This window comes from Pseudomonas frederiksbergensis (assembly GCF_000802155.2).
Lineage (GTDB): Bacteria > Pseudomonadota > Gammaproteobacteria > Pseudomonadales > Pseudomonadaceae > Aquipseudomonas > Aquipseudomonas frederiksbergensis_A.
In genome coordinates, this window is record NZ_JQGJ02000002.1 from 545,579 (window position 1) to 561,089 (window position 15,511).

The 15,511-nt window shown below is 56.0% G+C and carries 20 protein-coding genes; 7 read left to right on the plus strand and 13 right to left on the minus strand.

Features of this window, described 5'->3' with window-relative positions; translation table 11 throughout:
• Positions 1-2: 2 nt before the first annotated feature.
• Together JZ00_RS05565 and JZ00_RS05570 are read right to left on the minus strand one after the other, a co-directional pair.
• Positions 3-1,007 carry an ArsJ-associated glyceraldehyde-3-phosphate dehydrogenase gene (locus tag JZ00_RS05565; protein WP_039588709.1) on the minus strand — a complete coding sequence of 335 codons (1,005 nt, stop codon included), beginning with the start codon at positions 1,005-1,007 and terminating at the stop codon, positions 3-5.
• Positions 1,008-1,030: 23 nt separating this feature from the next.
• Positions 1,031-1,543: a cyclin-dependent kinase inhibitor 3 family protein gene (locus tag JZ00_RS05570; protein ID WP_039588710.1), complete on the minus strand. Its 513-nt coding sequence runs from the start codon at positions 1,541-1,543 to the stop codon at positions 1,031-1,033.
• A gap of 493 nt (positions 1,544-2,036) precedes the next feature.
• Between JZ00_RS05570 and JZ00_RS29940 the strand changes: the two genes are divergently transcribed.
• Entirely contained in the window at positions 2,037-2,237 is a 201-nt protein-coding gene (locus JZ00_RS29940; protein ID WP_082112048.1) for a FecR/PupR family sigma factor regulator, read from the plus strand.
• Between the two features lie 21 nt (positions 2,238-2,258).
• Here JZ00_RS29940 and arsH read toward each other — a convergent pair whose 3' ends face one another.
• Genes arsH through JZ00_RS05590 form a run of 5 tightly spaced genes read right to left on the minus strand, consistent with a single transcriptional unit; the run spans position 2,259 to position 5,350 of the window.
• Complete coding sequence (gene arsH / locus JZ00_RS05575) at positions 2,259-2,975, minus strand: arsenical resistance protein ArsH (RefSeq protein ID WP_039588711.1); 717 nt, start codon at positions 2,973-2,975, stop codon at positions 2,259-2,261.
• The gene (gene arsB / locus JZ00_RS05580; protein WP_039588712.1) at positions 2,968-4,041 is read right to left on the minus strand and encodes an ACR3 family arsenite efflux transporter; all 1,074 of its coding nucleotides are present in this window, start codon (positions 4,039-4,041) and stop codon (positions 2,968-2,970) included. Before arsB ends, arsH begins: the two co-directional genes overlap by 8 nt.
• A gap of 17 nt (positions 4,042-4,058) precedes the next feature.
• A complete protein-coding gene (locus JZ00_RS05585; protein ID WP_039588713.1) occupies positions 4,059-4,529 on the minus strand; it encodes an arsenate reductase ArsC in 471 nt (156 codons plus the stop codon).
• Between the two features lie 27 nt (positions 4,530-4,556).
• The gene (locus JZ00_RS29945) at positions 4,557-4,928 is read right to left on the minus strand and encodes a metalloregulator ArsR/SmtB family transcription factor (protein WP_082112043.1); all 372 of its coding nucleotides are present in this window, start codon (positions 4,926-4,928) and stop codon (positions 4,557-4,559) included.
• 8 nt (positions 4,929-4,936) lie between these two features.
• A complete protein-coding gene (locus JZ00_RS05590; protein ID WP_039588714.1) occupies positions 4,937-5,350 on the minus strand; it encodes an arsenate reductase ArsC in 414 nt (137 codons plus the stop codon).
• A gap of 265 nt (positions 5,351-5,615) precedes the next feature.
• Between JZ00_RS05590 and JZ00_RS05595 the strand changes: the two genes are divergently transcribed.
• On the plus strand, positions 5,616-5,888 hold the full coding sequence (locus tag JZ00_RS05595) for a hypothetical protein (protein ID WP_039588715.1): 273 nt from the start codon (positions 5,616-5,618) through the stop codon (positions 5,886-5,888).
• 52 nt (positions 5,889-5,940) lie between these two features.
• Here JZ00_RS05595 and JZ00_RS05600 read toward each other — a convergent pair whose 3' ends face one another.
• From JZ00_RS05600 to JZ00_RS05610, 3 genes are all read right to left on the minus strand, one after another.
• The gene (locus tag JZ00_RS05600; protein ID WP_046509180.1) at positions 5,941-7,296 is read right to left on the minus strand and encodes an FAD-dependent oxidoreductase; all 1,356 of its coding nucleotides are present in this window, start codon (positions 7,294-7,296) and stop codon (positions 5,941-5,943) included.
• 14 nt (positions 7,297-7,310) lie between these two features.
• Positions 7,311-7,814, minus strand: coding sequence for an arsinothricin resistance N-acetyltransferase ArsN1 family A (locus JZ00_RS05605; RefSeq protein ID WP_039588716.1), 504 nt, complete (start codon positions 7,812-7,814; stop codon positions 7,311-7,313).
• A gap of 64 nt (positions 7,815-7,878) precedes the next feature.
• Entirely contained in the window at positions 7,879-8,376 is a 498-nt protein-coding gene (locus tag JZ00_RS05610) for a MarR family winged helix-turn-helix transcriptional regulator (protein ID WP_039588717.1), read from the minus strand.
• A 122-nt stretch (positions 8,377-8,498) separates the two neighbouring features.
• Between JZ00_RS05610 and JZ00_RS05615 the strand changes: the two genes are divergently transcribed.
• The gene (locus JZ00_RS05615; RefSeq protein ID WP_235433052.1) at positions 8,499-9,716 is read left to right on the plus strand and encodes an MFS transporter; all 1,218 of its coding nucleotides are present in this window, start codon (positions 8,499-8,501) and stop codon (positions 9,714-9,716) included.
• A 34-nt stretch (positions 9,717-9,750) separates the two neighbouring features.
• Here the strand turns inward: JZ00_RS05615 and JZ00_RS05620 are convergent, their stop codons facing one another.
• Positions 9,751-10,821 (minus strand): flavin-containing monooxygenase, encoded by a 1,071-nt coding sequence (locus JZ00_RS05620; RefSeq protein WP_039588718.1) that lies wholly within the window; start codon positions 10,819-10,821, stop codon positions 9,751-9,753.
• Between the two features lie 37 nt (positions 10,822-10,858).
• On the minus strand, positions 10,859-11,209 hold the full coding sequence (locus tag JZ00_RS05625; RefSeq protein ID WP_039588719.1) for an ArsR/SmtB family transcription factor: 351 nt from the start codon (positions 11,207-11,209) through the stop codon (positions 10,859-10,861).
• A 243-nt stretch (positions 11,210-11,452) separates the two neighbouring features.
• Between JZ00_RS05625 and JZ00_RS05635 the strand changes: the two genes are divergently transcribed.
• On the plus strand, positions 11,453-11,743 hold the full coding sequence (locus JZ00_RS05635) for a type II toxin-antitoxin system ParD family antitoxin (protein WP_039588721.1): 291 nt from the start codon (positions 11,453-11,455) through the stop codon (positions 11,741-11,743).
• Positions 11,744-11,745: 2 nt separating this feature from the next.
• Entirely contained in the window at positions 11,746-12,102 is a 357-nt protein-coding gene (locus JZ00_RS05640; RefSeq protein WP_039588722.1) for a type II toxin-antitoxin system RelE/ParE family toxin, read from the plus strand.
• A 533-nt stretch (positions 12,103-12,635) separates the two neighbouring features.
• Here JZ00_RS05640 and JZ00_RS05645 read toward each other — a convergent pair.
• The gene (locus JZ00_RS05645) at positions 12,636-13,136 is read right to left on the minus strand and encodes a lipocalin-like domain-containing protein (protein ID WP_039588723.1); all 501 of its coding nucleotides are present in this window, start codon (positions 13,134-13,136) and stop codon (positions 12,636-12,638) included.
• Between the two features lie 560 nt (positions 13,137-13,696).
• Between JZ00_RS05645 and JZ00_RS05650 the strand changes: the two genes are divergently transcribed.
• Together JZ00_RS05650 and JZ00_RS05655 are read left to right on the plus strand one after the other, a co-directional pair.
• On the plus strand, positions 13,697-14,452 hold the full coding sequence (locus JZ00_RS05650) for an AraC family transcriptional regulator (protein ID WP_039588724.1): 756 nt from the start codon (positions 13,697-13,699) through the stop codon (positions 14,450-14,452).
• A 230-nt stretch (positions 14,453-14,682) separates the two neighbouring features.
• Positions 14,683-15,501 carry an ABC transporter substrate-binding protein gene (locus tag JZ00_RS05655; RefSeq protein WP_039588725.1) on the plus strand — a complete coding sequence of 273 codons (819 nt, stop codon included), beginning with the start codon at positions 14,683-14,685 and terminating at the stop codon, positions 15,499-15,501.
• The last annotated feature ends 10 nt before the right edge of the window (positions 15,502-15,511 follow it).

Below are 15,511 nucleotides of genomic sequence, written 5' to 3' on the forward strand. Positions count from 1 at the left end.
CCTCAGACTGCCAGGCCGACCAGTTTGGCCAGTTCGACGGCGCGGTTGGCATAACCCCATTCGTTGTCGTACCAGGCATAGAGTTTGACCTGGGTGCCGTTGATGACCATCGTCGACAGCGCATCGATGATCGATGAGCGCGGGTCGGTACGGTAATCGATGGACACCAACGGACGCTCCTCAAAACCGAGGATGCCTTTCAGTTCGTTCTCGGAAGCGTTCTTGAGGAACTGATTCACTTCTTCGACAGTGGTAGCCCGCTCGACTTCAAAGACACAGTCAGTCAGCGAAGCGTTGGCCAGCGGCACGCGTACGGCGTGACCATTCAGGCGCCCACGCAGCTCCGGGAAGATTTCGGCGATGGCGGTGGCCGAGCCGGTGCTGGTCGGAATCAGGCTCATGCCCGAAGCACGTGCACGGCGTAGATCCTTGTGCGGCTGATCGAGAATGCTTTGGGTGTTGGTCAGGTCATGAATAGTGGTGATCGAGCCGTGGCGAATGCCCAGTTTTTCGTGGATGACTTTCACGACGGGCGCCAAACAGTTGGTGGTGCACGAAGCCGCGGTGACGATGCGGTGCAGCGCAGGATCGAACAGGTGCTGGTTGACGCCCATGACGACGTTCAAAGCGCCCTGCTCTTTCACTGGAGCGCAGACCACTACACGCTTGACGCCCTGATCCAGGTAGGCCTGCAACACGGCCACGGTTTTCATTTTGCCGCTGGCCTCGATCACCAGATCGCAGCCCGACCAATCTGTCCCGGCAATCGATTTGTTGGCCGTTACTTTGATCCGTTTTCCGTCGATGACGACGTTGTCGCCGTCGGCGGTGGCCTCATTGCTCCAACGGCCATGCACCGAGTCGAAGTTGATCAGGTGCGCATGGGTTACTGCATCCCCCGCTGGATCGTTGATCTGCACGAACTCGAACTCAGGCCAGTTCCAGGCTGCTCGTAGAGCAAGGCGACCGATCCGGCCAAAACCATTGATGCCAATTTTAATAGTCATGTTGTCGTGCTCTGTCTCTGGTGTCAGTGGGCGTTCGTCTGGGTGTCGAACTGGCCGATGTATTCAATGTGGGCGGGATGCTGGATGGCACGCGGACGCAACGACTGGACATCACGAATGGCATCGCTGAAGAGCACGCCGGTTTCGATCAACAGTTGAGCGGCGACCAAACCGGTACGGCCCGAACCGCCTTTGCAATGAATGGCGATGGTTTTCCCTTCAGTCAGCAGTTGCTTGAGTCGCGGGACGTGCTGCGCCCATGCGGCGTTGAAAGCCTCACCAGGTGCTTGATCGTCTTCTATCGGTAGGTGAAACCACTCGATGTCGAGCATCTGGCACTCTTCCGGCAGCAGGTCGATCTCGTTCTGAAGCAACTCCTCGGTTGGCATCAGCGTCAGCAATGCCGAGACACCAGCGTCTTTAAGCGTTTGCAGCGCCTCGAAAGGCCGGGTGCCCTTTGTGCCAGGGCAAGGGGTGAAGATCAGCTGGCCTTTGAACTGCACCAAGGGCAAAACGGAGTATGGATGCTGTTGCACGATGAAGAATCCTCAAAAAAATGCACCGAACTGAACGGTGCCGTGAGCTGCGCAGCCCAACTGAACACAACGTAGATGCCGAGAAACCAAGGACGGGAGCAGCCATTCATTCGGCTTCAATATATACGATAAAACAAATATAAGAACATTTGACGTCAGGGCTCCTCATCATCCTGACGGAGCGACGGCCAAGAGATATTTCAGAGTACCGATGTGAAAACCGTTGGCACGATGGCTTCCAATCCTAAAAGTGATAAGTATGTCATCCAGCAAACGCACCCGACTCATTCGAAAATACATATATGCATATTTTGTAATATGCCTGTCATTACGCAGGCGCTAATCTCACTCTGACGGTCACTCAAGCAGGAGGCTGAAATGAAGGAGCCAGTTGTGAACAGCTTGCCGGCACCAGGCGTTCGCCTTTGCTGCCGGATGCTTCGGAATCATCGCCTTGAATAACGCTCCAGACCATGAAACTCCCAAGAACGACGTGTCTCCGGTTCCATGCGCTGAGCAATTGAAGAGCGAAGCCCAAGACTGGATCGTGCGCCTCACTTCAGGGCGCGCGACCACGACTGATGCCAACGCTCTCAATGCTTGGTGCCAACGTAGTCCTGCGCATGCCCACGCGTTTGCAGAGGCAAAAGCTCTTTGGCATGCCTTGAAAAGTGCGGCACAAAGCTCGTTCTAGCCGAAAACGATGCCCCCCCTTTCAAATCGACCGCTGGTTAACACGCTTCATCAGTTCCTCTGCGGACTCCTTGCGCTCAGAATAACGATCCACCAGATAGTCCTGACGGTCGCGAAGCAGCAGCGTGAATTTCACCAACTCCTCCATCACGTCCACGACACGGTCATAGAACGCAGAAGGTTTCATCCGGCCTTGATCGTCGAATTCCATATAGGCCTTCGGCACGGAGGATTGGTTGGGGATGGTGAACATGCGCATCCAACGTCCCAGCACTCGCAGCTGATTGACCACGTTGAACGATTGCGAGCCACCGCACACCTGCATGACCGCCAGGGTTTTACCTTGGGTCGGGCGTACCGCGCCCATGGCCAGCGGCACCCAATCGATCTGCGCCTTAAACACTGCGCTCATGTTTCCGTGACGCTCTGGAGAGCACCAGACCTGCCCCTCGGACCACAGCATCAGCTCGCGCAGTTCCTTCACGCGTGGATGGTCCTCGGGGGCGTCATCTGGCAGCGGTAAACCAGACGGATTGAAAATCCGCGTCTCGGCGCCGAAGTGTTCCAGCAGTCGAGCGGCCTCCTCCACCAACAGACGACTGAAGGAGCGCTCACGAGTGGACCCGTACAGCAGCAAGATGCGCGGTTTGTGGATGGAGGTCTTTTCGATACCGAGCTTGTCTGCCGAGGGAAGATCAGCCAGGTCGGTATCGAGTTGAGGAATAGCGTCATCAAACATAGTCTTTGTCCTGCGCAACGGTGTTCTTGGATTCATCGAACCAGCGACGTTTCAGCCAGAGGGCCACACCGACCAGGGAAATCAATACCGGCACCTCTACCAACGGTCCAATCACCGTGGCGAAAGCGATCGGGGAAGCCAGGCCGAAGGTGGCAATGGCCACGGCAATCGCCAGTTCGAAGTTATTGCTGGCGGCTGTAAAAGCCAGTGCGGTGGTACGTGGGTAGTCAGCTTCGAGTAATTTGCCCATCCAGAAGCTGATGAAAAACATCACCACGAAGTAGATCGTCAGTGGAATGGCGATGCGCAACACATCCAGGGGCAACTGCAGCACCACGTCGCCCTTGAGGCTGAACATGGCCACGATAGTCAAGAGCAGCGCCACCAGCGTCAGCGGGCTAATCTTTGGAATGAAGCGCTCCTGAAACCAGGCTTCGCCTTTACGAGCGATGAGGATCTTGCGGGTCAGTAATCCTGCCAGGAATGGCACACCCAGGTAGATCAGCACCGACTCGGCAATGCTGACAAAGCTGGTTTCAATCACGCTGCCTTCCAGTCCGAACAGCGGTGGCAACAGCCCCAAGAAGACCCAGGCATACAGACTGAAAAACAGGATCTGAAAAATGCTGTTGAAGGCCACGAGTCCGGCGACGTACTGATTGTTGCCACCCGCGATCTGGTTCCAGACCAAGACCATCGCGATGCAACGAGCCAAACCGATGAGGATCAGACCGGTCATGTACTCCGGCTGGTCCCGCAGGAAGATGATCGCCAGTGCAAACATCAGCACCGGGCCGATGACCCAGTTCTGGACCAACGACAAAACGAGGATGCGCTTGTCCTTGAAGACCTCCGGCAGTTCCTCATAACGAACCTTGGCCAGAGGCGGATACATCATCACGATCAAGCCGATAGCGATGGGGATATTGGTTGTGCCCACAGAAAGACTGTTGAGCCACTGCGGCCAGCCTTCGAACAGACTCCCCAGACCGATGCCCAAAGCCATGGCGAGAAAAATCCACAGCGTCAGGTAACGGTCCAGAAATGAAAGGCGGCTTTTACTCATGATCATTGCTCCTGTGGTTACAGCGTGCCAATGAGAGCCAGCTCTGCCTTGAGCTGCTCGGCATTCAGTTGAGAAAGCGGTAAAGCCAGGAAGGCTTGGATACGGGTTTTGATCTGCTCCAGGGTGGCTTCAAACGCCGCCTCTATCTCTTCCTGAGTTCCGTGGTATTCCGAAGGGTCAGCCAACCCCCAGTGGGCCTTGGTGGCCGGCCCGAAAAAGACAGGACATGCCTCCCCGGCAGCCTTGTCGCATACCGTGATGACGAAATCAGGTGCCAAGTTCATATGGGCATCACTGGACTTGCTGGACAGCCCGAGCGTCGAGATACCGGCCTTTTCCAACGTTTTGAGACTCAGCGGGTGCACTTCGCCTTTGGGTTGACTACCCGCGCTGTAGGCTTTCATGCCGTCAGGCGCCAAATGATTGAAGACCGCCTCACAAAGGATGCTACGGCAGCTGTTGGCAGTGCAGAGAAAAAGGATTTTCATCGAGCGGTCTCATAGTCGAGGGCGGAATCAAGCGACCTTGTTTTCACAGCACACAGCTGCACGTTCAGGACGGTCACCCATTTCATCAAGGCGCTTGGCATCAGGGCTTAACCAATGCTTGTTGCTTTCGAACGTAATCGTCAGCACTTGATGAACCCAATCGGGGAGATTTGGGTGCAGCCGGTAATAAACCCATTGGCCTTGCCGACGGTCCGAAAGCAGACCACACGTGCGCAACTGCGCCAGATGCCTGGATATTTTTGGCTGACTCTCGTTCAACGCGCAGGTCAGTTCGCAGACACAAAGCTCCCCTTCCCGCGTGATGAGCAGCATGGTGCGGACACGGGTTTCATCAGCCAGGCATTTAAAAACAGTGGTGGGTGTCAGATGGTCAGCCATATGGATTCTCAGCGTTTGGTTTTCACCAAGACAAACATCTTGATGCGCTCATGAATTTCATGAAGCGTGTGGCGAAATGCGTCGGGCTTGGTGCTGGCGACCGGATCCTCGAAACTCCAAGCCAACACTTCGCCAGCACCCGGTAAGGATTGGCACTCCGCTGCTGCTTTATCGCACAACGTGATGACGAAATCGAAACGCTCACCTCGAAACTCGTCGATCGACTTACTACGCAGCCCTTCGGTACTCACCCCAAGGTGGGAGAGCGCGTCAAAGGTACGTGGATCGACCTGGGTGGGAACGGTGCCGGCGCTGAACGCCTCGAAATGCTCCGAATCGGTATGGCGCAGCAGCGCTTGCGCCAACTGCGAGCGGGCAGCGTTGGCGGTACAAATGAACAGAACACGGGTTTTGCTGGTCATCGTGGAGATCTCAGCTAACATACGGTTTTTCGAATATACGTTTCCATGCATGAGCAGTAAAGCCGTAGGCCGAAGAAAACTCTGAAAAAGTCATATTCTCCGTTCACTCCACTGCCAAGCCTCACATTTACTGGGATAGCACAAAATTACCCAGCAGAACTTCAGCGTGTGTATCTGGAAAATCGGATATATGAATTTTGTAATAAGCTTGTCATGCACTTGGGGGTAGCCTCGGCTCCGATCCAACCAACCTGGAGCCTGAGAGATGAAAAAACTGACAATCACCATTGCCTTGCTGGCCAGCCTGTTTACAGGCATCAGCTTCGCGAGCCAGTACGACAAGCCCGGATTCTTTACCAAAGTGGAAGACGGCCGCCTTTGGGTCTTCTATTCAGGCTCAGAACAGTTGAAGGAATTCAAGGCGCACGGCGAGCCGGCCAAGCAGTACACGGCAGTCGGGGCAGGCCCAGAGGGGATGACCGTTAAGTCCGGTGACGAGAAAGCGCTCAAAGACTATTTGAGTAGGGTTAAGAAATAAGACAGCTACCCGGATCCACCCTGAAACAAGGGGTGGATCCGGTAGATGGATGCTAGCCTTTGCAACAACCAGGCGAGGCCCGAGAAGCAACTTCAACCGCGTCGCCTCCAGCCCCACAACAAGAGCGCTGAACTGGCGAAACCTCCGATCGATCATCAGCCTCATCGAAGTTCGAGTTGCAAATGCCAGTCTCCGGAAGGACCAGCTCAACCCTTTTGGCCGCATCCCAATCGCCGGCCAATGCCGCGACAACAGACCGTATCTGCTCATAGCCCGTCATCAACAAAAACGTTGGTGCTCGGCCATAGCTTTTCATTCCCACAATGAACAAGCCTTCCTCGGGATGCGACAGCTCTACCGCGCCATGGGGCCTGACCGTACCGCAGCTGTGCTCGTTGGGATCAATCATTGGTGCGAGCAACACAGGGCTTCGGGTCGCAGGATCGAGTGCGATACGTAGCTCGCTGAGCAGGCTCATGTCAGGGCGGAATCCAGTCGCCACAATCAGCTCGTTCACTGGTGGTAGCACCTGCCCTCCCGCTTTCACGACCAACCCCTGGCTATTGCTTGCGACTTGATCGATAGCGACATTTTTGAACAACTCGATCACACCGTCATTGAGCAACTGACGAATTTTCAGGCCGAGCTTTCCGCGCTCTTCCAATTGGTCATTCGCACCACCACCCAGAATGCGCTCAAGAGAATTACCCCGGATCGCCCAGAGCACTTTGGTTTGCGGCGCCTCCTGAGTCAGTCGCACCAGATCCTGAAGGGCGTTGAACGCGGAGTGACCACCACCTACCACCAGCACTCTTTTGTTGGCATAACGATTCCTGGCGCGCCCCAATACCTGCGGAATGCCGTACGTAATGCGTGCTACATGCTCGATCTCGCCCAAAGCAGGGATGCCATGGGCGCCCATCCAGTTGGGTGTCAGATAGGTGCCCGAGGCATCAATGACAGCGCAGGCCAGCACATCTTGTTCACCCGCTGCTCCTGCGACACGCAGTAAAAAAGGCGCTGCCGATCTGCCCTGGGTCTTCATCACATCCTGACCGAGGCGCGTGACCGCCAGAACACGGGTCTTAAGTTGCAAATGACGCTTGATCTGGTCCAGGTCCGCGAGCGGTCGAACAAACCGGTCCAGCAGTTCACGGCCCGTCGGATACTCGTTTTCCGGTGGTGGAATCCAACCATTGGCGAGCAAAAGCTTGGCCGCCTCCTTGTCCACGTTGAACTGCCATGGAGAAAACATCTTCACGTGCGCCCACTCTTCAATACTGGACCCGGCTTTCGGGCCAGCTTCCAGAATCAGCGGTGTGAGACCTCTGGCCAGCAGGTGAGCGGCGGCGGCAAGGCCCACTGGCCCCGCGCCAATGATGGCTACCGGCAGTTGATTGTTCTCCATGTTTGAGTCCTTCTTCAGGCTGGCTGATTAATCGGAAACAGGCGCTCGACAATCGCGCAGTCGAGCCAGCGACCTTCGAGACAAGCGTGTTTTTCATACACCCCCACCTGGCGGAAACCGCAGGCTTCGCACAAAGCGAGGCTGGCGTGATTGAAGGTAAAAATGCGCGAAAGGACTTTCCAGAATCCGTGCGTTTCGGCTTCTTTCAACAATGACTGAAGTAACTGCTTGCCGAGTCCCTGACCGCGAATGCTGCTATCCAGGTAGATGGAAAAGTCCGCAATGCCGTCGTAACAGGCGCGAGCGCGGTAACTACTGAGCCCAGCCCACCCAACAACCCGATCTGCATCGTCGACCATGACCAGCACCGGATAACGTTTCATAGAGTTGATGCGTTCAAGCATGTCTGCGGGACTTCGAGGTGTCGTCTCGAACGTAGAGCTGCGCTCTTCGATCCCCTGGTTGTAGATGGCCGCAATTAAAACAGCGTCTTTGGGTTCAGCTGGACGAACTCGCATTGATGGAGCCCTATTACGTTGGTAGTAACAACATTATTGGCAAAAAAAGGGAAATTCTCCCCTTTCAATCCTTGCTCGTCACGGCTGGGCAGCAGTCACTCGCGAGCCCGCAGCGAATCTCCGTGGCCCGTGTAATCTGCCTGAGCAAACTCAGCGCTCCTTGCCTGGCTTCAGCCGAGAGGTTCTCGATCATCCCTCGCTCCTCAGCAATCAGGTCAGCCCTGATTTTCTCGTATAACTCACGTCCAGCATCCGTTGCCTGGATTCGTACTGCACGCCGATCTTCATCATCCTCAACACGGGAAACATACCCTTTGCGTTCCAAGGTATCGACCACGCGGCTTGCCGTGCTTTTGTCCAGGAACATTTCTTCTGCCAAGACCTGAAGACGCAGAGCGCCCTTCTTGACCAGCGTCTCGACGGCATAACATTGGGTTACTGATACGTCATAGCAGCAGATCCGATCCCGATCCCGAAACTGATAGACGCGTACCAACTGGTTCAACGCCTCATACAGGTCCTCGGCATCCTGGGCCAGTTGATCGTTTTTACGCTTCGTCATAATCGTCACAAATTAGTTGTTAGGTGCAACAATAAGCCTGATCTGTCGAGATCGTCAACACTGACTCTCGGTTGACGTTAGTCAATGGAAGGCGCTAGCTTGTTGTTACTGACAACAAAAGCATGGACGTACCGGTTGTGACACTTCCAGAGCAGATTCATCCTCCGATCAATCGCTCCAGGCTCGTATGGGCCATGGGGTTCACCCAGATTCTCGCCTGGGGTTCGACCTACTACTTGCCGGCGGTGCTTGCGTCTCCGATAGCCAAAGAGACGGGATGGTCCATGACCAGTGTGGTGGGCGGCCTGTCCTGGGGGCTACTGGTAGCGGGTGCGTCCTCGCCGGCCGTTGGTCGTCAGATTGACCGCCGTGGTGGGCGTTCTGTCCTGGCCGCCAGTTCGCTGCTGCTAGCTCTCGGCATGCTATTGATGGGACTCGCGGACAACATTGCCACCTACTATGTCGCCTGGACTCTGATCGGCATTGCCATGGCGGCAGGCCTATACGACGCCGCCTTCTCAACCTTGGGCCGACTTTTCGGCGAGTCGGCTCGAACGTCAATCACCGGGCTGACCTTGTTGGGTGGCTTCGCCAGCACCCTAGGTTGGCCGTTGATTGCGGGACTGGAGAGTTGGATCGGCTGGCGATACGCCTGCCTTACCCTCGCCGCAGCTCATCTGCTGATCGGATTGCCCATCCATGCGTTGTTGATTCCTGGAAGCACAAAGCAACCGCCCCACCCCGTAGCAGTAGAATCACCCAATGCATCCGAGCTTCGCCCTAGGGCCACCCACCAATTGTTTTTGCTGATTGCCGCCATGCTGACGGTTCTGGCGCTGGTCGTATCAGGTATCTCAGTACACCTGCTCAATGTCCTCAAGCAATTGGGCATCGCGACTGCCGTGGCCTTAGCCATCGGCATGGTGATTGGTCCTGCGCAAGTTTTGGCACGGGTGGCGGAGTTTTCCGTAGGCAGGCACCTCCATCCAACCTGGTCCGCACGGGCCGGTGTGTTGCTGTGTTTGATTGGGCTTGGGCTGCTGATTGCAGGCCTGCCCTGGCTGGCCTTTGTGGCGATAGCATTTTACGGCGCCGGTAACGGCATCCTCACCATCGCTCGCGGTACCCTCCCCTTGGCGCTGTTCGGGCCTCAAGGATATGGCGTACGAATGGGACTGCTCGCAAGACCCGTCCTGGTCGCCCAAGCCTGCGGCCCCATCGCCGCCGCTTACGTTCTGGACAGCTTCGGAGCATCAGTTCTGCTAAATGTGATGTGCGGGCTTCTGTTGCTGTGCTTCATCGCCACTTGGCGCCTGCCAACTACACAAAAAGACATGTAGACGCAGTGCTGAGCGGGAAAACTGATTCCTGGCATCAAGCGAACACGGGGTGCGATGCATTGTCGATGTAGCGCATCAAACTGGGGATGATGTGAGAAGCATCTGGCCCAACGCCTCTGAGGGTGGCCGAGGCAAAATTGCGCTGCTTCGGTAATCCCACGAAATACAAACCCGGCACATGCTCCGCCTCTCCGTTGCGTTGAGTCAGACTTTCGTTTCCCGCCACGTGCAGACCTGCCAAAAAACCAAGATTCGGACGAAACCCTGTCGCAAAAATCAGACTGTCCACCTCAGCATGCTGCCCATCAGCCCAGATAACGCCCGTTGGCGTTACCTGCGTGAACATTGGTTTGCGTTCAAACACTCCCCGCTTCATGGCTCGACGATAGGTGCCGTCATCCAGCACAGGGGTACTTTGATCATTCAACCAACGAGTCTTCTCCAGTCCTGTCCACTCGAGCCAAGCATGGAAATCCACACCGAGGACCTTTTGCGGAAAAAACCGAATCGATTCCCTCGTTGCCAATACGACTCGGCTGACTTGAGCCAATTCATGGGCAATTTGTACAGCTGAGTTGGCCGCACCGATGACCACGACGCGTTGATCACCCAAGCCGTCGACATTTCGGTAATCCGCACTGTGTAAACGTTGCCCGCGAAAACTTCCCAGCCCTGGAATGTCAGGAGTGAAAGGCTGATTGAATCCACCTGTGCAAACAATCAATGCTTTTGAGCGGAAACACCGGCCATCAGATGTGTGAAGCAAAAATAGTCCATCCTCCCTACGCACTTTCTGGACGCGTGTGTTCTGCCGAATGGGTAGCTGGAAAACGTCCGCGTACTGCTCCAGATAACGTACGACTTCATCGCGTAGCGGGTAATGCTTGGCTTGCGCCGGAAAAGGCAATCCAGGTAACGATGAATAAGCAGCAGGGGAAAAAAGTCTCAGATTGTCGTAATAATTGCGCCAATTTCCACCTGGCTGGCTCTCGGCATCCAGGATAAGAAACCTGAGGTTCTGCTGCTGCAGATGCCAACCGCACGCGAGCCCAGCTTGGCCCGCACCAACAACGATGACATCCGTGGACTCGTTAACTACGTTCATATGTGCACATCCATGCATATATACAGATAAATAAAAACTACTTTGGTGCACCAGGGCAGCAAAACGGGGCCAGACTCTTCATGTGCTGGAGAATGGCTTCGAGCCGTGTCACCACCGCCGGTCCATCCACCTCATAGAACATCTGCCGACTGACCTTGGTAGCACGGACGATGCCCGCCTCTAACAGCACTTGCAGATGTCGGGATACCACTGAACGCTCTTGAGGCAGCCCTTCGGCAATCTCGGCGATATCCGCTCGCCCCAGTTGCATGACTCGCTTGAGCACAGCTACCCGCGACGGCTCGCACAGAGCTTTGAAGAAAGCGCCATCGAGAGAGTCGATAGCAGCATCAATTGCACAGGTACGTGTAGAGGTTGGGTTTGTCATGCGGAAGACTATATGTGCACGATCATACACACGTCAACTTGCCGAAGCAGTGACCGACATTCAGCTTTGGGTGAACTACTTTGAAATATCGTTTCGCGATTTCCTGACCATAAACGAGTACGTTGCGCTTGGAAGGCGGAGTACCCGCGGAACGCAGCTCGTCAGACGCAAATCCCAAACCGTGTGCTCGCAGGCGAAATGGCATAATATGCCAATTATGTTTGTCCAGATCTGGAGCTAATCATGGCGACGCGAAACGTTGTGCTCACCCCTCACCAGGAGCAGGTTATCCATGATCTGGTTCAGTCCGGCCGTTATCAGAATGCCAGTGAAGTGATGCGAGAAGGCTTGCGGCTATTGGAACAGCGTGTCGCCGAAGATGCCGCCAAAATCGAGGCCCTGCGTCAGGCGACCTCAATCGGCATCATGGATCTTGATCGCGGACACTTCACTCAATTAAATGAAGGGGATCTGGAGCAATACCTTGAGGGGTTGAGCCAGGAGGCCAGTGTCCCGGCGAGGGAGAAGCACTGAGCATGCCGCAGTATCGGATTTCCAATGCAGCACGCGCAGACATTGTCGACATCCTCAGGCTCTCCCAGACGCAGTTTGGCGATCAAGCACGCCAGCGCTACCAGGCGCTAATCCTCGCGGCGCTGCAAGCTCTTGCCGACACGCCTTATCGCATTGGCAGCCACGACCGCGATGAGCTCGCTCCGGGTCTTCGCAGCTATCACCTCATCTATTCACGTCAGCAGGCCAAACACCCCCACGGGACGGTCAAAAGCCCACGCCATATCGTGTTTTATCGTGTGGCAAGCGACGACGTGATCGAGGTCGTCCGACTTCTTCATGACGCCATGGAAGTGCAGTTGCACTTGCCTAATGACTGATCAGCGACCTGGATCATCGGCTTAACTGGCCAAGAACAGCCGGCAACTCCGCTTAAGAATATCGACTCATTACTCATATCCTCTTCCGAACGGCCAAGGACCTGCCAGATATTGGTTGCTCATCCAGCATACTGGAGTGCACTGAATACCAGCCAGTGCCACACTGGAGTCCGTCGGAGATCGCCATTCGCGATCGCTCGCACACCCGATGTGGATGGGGGCAAAACTGGGGGCACAATTCGTTTATTTCAGGCTAAAACAATCGCGCTAGAGCCCTGTCAAAATGTTTTTTGGTGACCCCGATAGCCTTTAGCGGAAAATCCACAAAACGCCACAAAACAACTCAATAACAAGCGGCTACAGCGGCAGTCAGCCCACTACCTCTTCAGCGCTCACGGGGTATAACTACATGTTCCTGTCAGCCTCCGATCCCTCTGACGTCAGATCCTTCTCCGGCCGTAAACGACGAGATGCGCATGTTCAACGCCGCAACGATGTGTCCGCCGCCGTCAGTCATGGGCGATCAATCGAAATCACCTGACACGCTCAAAGACGATGTGAACCTTCGTCCCATCGGGGCGCCGAAAGTTTTCCACCATCCGGTCGCCATCGACCTTCAGTTGCAGGTCATCCTGCGTACGCACGGCGCCCACCCAGTTTGGAAAAGTAGACCCTTCGACGGTGTTGCCCGTGAACTCGCCATTCTGGTTAACGGTATATCGTCCAAAGAAACCTATGCTACCCGCCATGGCCGCGCGATTTTCCTCATCGGTGCCTTCGCCGCGCACGTTGGAGCGAAACGCCGGCACGCGTGGATCAGTGAGCACTTCAACAAATGTCAATTCTGGTGTGAAAACGAGCCAGCCATGAGGATTAGGGCCATAAGCATTTGAGCGGTTGCCCTCTCGCTCAACCGTTGCGCTGACCACGCGCCACGTGCCGACCAACGAGTTTTCCGCGCCCGCGAAGGCCGTGGAGAAAACCGAAAAGGCAATGACCGCACCTACTCCCAGTACCTTGTTTTTTAGAGTCATCCGTATCACCTTCCATTAACCGTAAGGACGCGATGAAGAATAAAAACTTTCATGCCCTGGTCCAGATAAGTGCCGGGCGTAGGGGGACGTCTTTTCTTCGTCCTCGACAATGAGCAGACGCATCAAGTGACTCCTCGTGGAAACCGGGGCAACGTGGAGAGTCTAGACAGCAGAGGTGTCTGGAGGCTGACCGCTTGCTGACACTCCTGTCAGAAATCGTTTCGACCGCCGGCGCCTGGTCTCGATTGTTTGGATCGAATGGAGCCTCAGCGTGGGCATTTTGTAATGAGCCGCTGCGGGAAACCGCGAGGAAGACCCGCATAGCACCCCAGCCCATGCCTCACCCGGTACACAAATCAACGGTGAGACTGCGACGATGGCACCGCCGTAGCAATCCCGCGCCCCACAGGTTTTCCTGCATAAACGTCCGTCGGAACACCCTCCGTGGACTGGAAATGAACATTGGCTTTACCGGTGTTCGTATACTGGCCTAAAACCGCTGCGCCACCACGTCCCAAGGTCGCGTTGCCACCCATCCCAGCAGCAAGGTCGCGAAAACGATGACTCCGTACCCCTCACTGACGTCCTTCGCCCCCTGCGAACTCGGCACCCTGCTGCGGAGCCTGCAGCCCATTGCGCCGCTGCTCGATACGCTCTTGGACACGGTGTTTTTCATCAAGGACGACCACGCCCGCTACGCATTCGTCAACCAGACCCTGGCTCGACGTTGCGGCTTCAAGCAAGGTGACGACCTGTTGGGCCTTACCGCCGAGCACGTGTTCCCGGAGCGTTTCGGGCCGTTGTACACCGAGCAGGATCGGCGCGTGCTGGCCAGCGGGCGGGTACTGGCCGACCAGCTCGAATTGCATTTGTATTATGGCAATCAGCCGGTGTGGTGCCTGACGCACAAGCTCGCGTTGCGCGATGCCGAGGGCAGGATCGTCGGCCTGGCCGGAATTTCCCGTGATTTGCAATCGCCGCAATCGAGCCATCCGGCGTTCCAGAAACTGGCGGCGGTGGACGCGCATATCAAGCAGCACTTCGCCCGCCCTATCAGTCTGGCGGAACTCACCGCCATCGCCGGCCTGTCGGTTGCGCAGCTGGAGCGACACTGCAAGCGCATCTTCCAGCTCACGCCCCGCCAGATGATTCACAAGGCCCGCCTGGAGGAAGCCTCGCGATTGTTACTGGAGCAGGATTTGCCCATCACCGAAATTGCCTTGCGCTGCGGCTACACCGATCACAGTGCGTTCAGCCGTCAATTCCGTGCGCTGACGAGCCTTTCTCCCAGCCAGTACCGAGAGAACCAGCGCTGACGTTGTTCCTTTACAGGGCAGCCCCCACCCCATTGCTCCCATCTGTAACACCTGCCTTCGCCCCTTGTCCGCAAGCAGCAGGGGCGCAGTTAAAACAATCGCCTAGTAATCAAAGCCTTACCAAAAGCTGAACCTGCAATACAAAACAGGCACGTCGATTGCTTATCTAATATCGTATACGAAATCCTCAATACGATATCTCACCGCACTCATTCGACAGCGAGGCCTTTATGAAAAACCGTGCATTAGCCGCAGCCCTCAGCGTTGTCCTCCTTCCCCTGATTGCCCTTCCCGCCCACGCCGACAAGCTCGACGACATCATCGGCTCGGGCAAGCTGCGTTGCGCCGTGACACTGGATTTCCCACCGATGGGCTTTCGCGATAAAAGCAACGAACCGGCGGGATTCGACGTGGATTATTGCAACGATCTGGCAAAAGTCCTTGGCGTAGACGCCGAAGTCGTGGAGACGCCATTTTCCGACCGCATCCCCGCACTGCTATCAGGTCGCGCCGACGTCATCGTCGCCTCCACTTCCGACACCCTGGAGCGAGCCAAGACCGTCGGCCTGACCGTGCCCTACTTCGCCTTCCAAATGGTGGTGCTGACCCGCGAAGACACCGGTATCAACAGCTACACCGACCTCAAGGGCAAAAAACTCGGTAATACCAGCAGCACTTATGAAGCCATCGCCCTGGAAAAGGACCAGAAGAATTGGGGCAGCGGCAGTTTCCGCGCCTACCAATCGCAGAACGACACACTGCTGGCCGTCGCCCAGGGGCATATCGACGCCACCGTGGTAACCAACACCGTAGCCGCCGCGACCATCAAGTCGGGCAAGTACAAGGGTCTGAAAATCGCCGGTGATGCGCCTTACGTCATCGACTACGTGTCCCTCGGCGCCAAGCGCAGCGAGTACGGCTTGCTCAACTACCTCAACCTGTTCATCAACCAGCAAGTGCGCACGGGCCGCTACAACGAGCTGTTCGTCAAATGGGTCGGCAAGGAGATCCCGCCGGCCAACCTGACCGTGCCCCAGGTCTATTACTGAGGATCGCGGC

Bases quoted from the DNA above. Each gene is read 5' to 3' on its own strand.
- arsH (WP_039588711.1), bottom strand. From the start codon at position 2,975: ATGTTTGATGACGCTATTCCTCAACTCGATACCGACCTGGCTGATCTT.
- JZ00_RS05655 (WP_039588725.1), top strand. From the start codon at position 14,683: ATGAAAAACCGTGCATTAGCCGCAGCCCTCAGCGTTGTCCTCCTTCCC.
- JZ00_RS05640 (WP_039588722.1), top strand. From the start codon at position 11,746: ATGCCGCAGTATCGGATTTCCAATGCAGCACGCGCAGACATTGTCGAC.
- JZ00_RS05635 (WP_039588721.1), top strand. From the start codon at position 11,453: ATGGCGACGCGAAACGTTGTGCTCACCCCTCACCAGGAGCAGGTTATC.
- JZ00_RS05625 (WP_039588719.1), bottom strand. From the start codon at position 11,209: ATGACAAACCCAACCTCTACACGTACCTGTGCAATTGATGCTGCTATC.
- JZ00_RS05605 (WP_039588716.1), bottom strand. From the start codon at position 7,814: ATGCGAGTTCGTCCAGCTGAACCCAAAGACGCTGTTTTAATTGCGGCC.
- JZ00_RS05595 (WP_039588715.1), top strand. From the start codon at position 5,616: ATGAAAAAACTGACAATCACCATTGCCTTGCTGGCCAGCCTGTTTACA.
- JZ00_RS05615 (WP_235433052.1), top strand. From the start codon at position 8,499: ATGGACGTACCGGTTGTGACACTTCCAGAGCAGATTCATCCTCCGATC.
- JZ00_RS05565 (WP_039588709.1), bottom strand. From the start codon at position 1,007: ATGACTATTAAAATTGGCATCAATGGTTTTGGCCGGATCGGTCGCCTT.
- JZ00_RS05645 (WP_039588723.1), bottom strand. From the start codon at position 13,136: ATGACTCTAAAAAACAAGGTACTGGGAGTAGGTGCGGTCATTGCCTTT.
- JZ00_RS05590 (WP_039588714.1), bottom strand. From the start codon at position 5,350: ATGACCAGCAAAACCCGTGTTCTGTTCATTTGTACCGCCAACGCTGCC.
- JZ00_RS05650 (WP_039588724.1), top strand. From the start codon at position 13,697: ATGACTCCGTACCCCTCACTGACGTCCTTCGCCCCCTGCGAACTCGGC.
- arsB (WP_039588712.1), bottom strand. From the start codon at position 4,041: ATGAGTAAAAGCCGCCTTTCATTTCTGGACCGTTACCTGACGCTGTGG.
- JZ00_RS05610 (WP_039588717.1), bottom strand. From the start codon at position 8,376: ATGACGAAGCGTAAAAACGATCAACTGGCCCAGGATGCCGAGGACCTG.
- JZ00_RS05585 (WP_039588713.1), bottom strand. From the start codon at position 4,529: ATGAAAATCCTTTTTCTCTGCACTGCCAACAGCTGCCGTAGCATCCTT.
- JZ00_RS05620 (WP_039588718.1), bottom strand. From the start codon at position 10,821: ATGAACGTAGTTAACGAGTCCACGGATGTCATCGTTGTTGGTGCGGGC.
- JZ00_RS05600 (WP_046509180.1), bottom strand. From the start codon at position 7,296: ATGGAGAACAATCAACTGCCGGTAGCCATCATTGGCGCGGGGCCAGTG.
- JZ00_RS29945 (WP_082112043.1), bottom strand. From the start codon at position 4,928: ATGGCTGACCATCTGACACCCACCACTGTTTTTAAATGCCTGGCTGAT.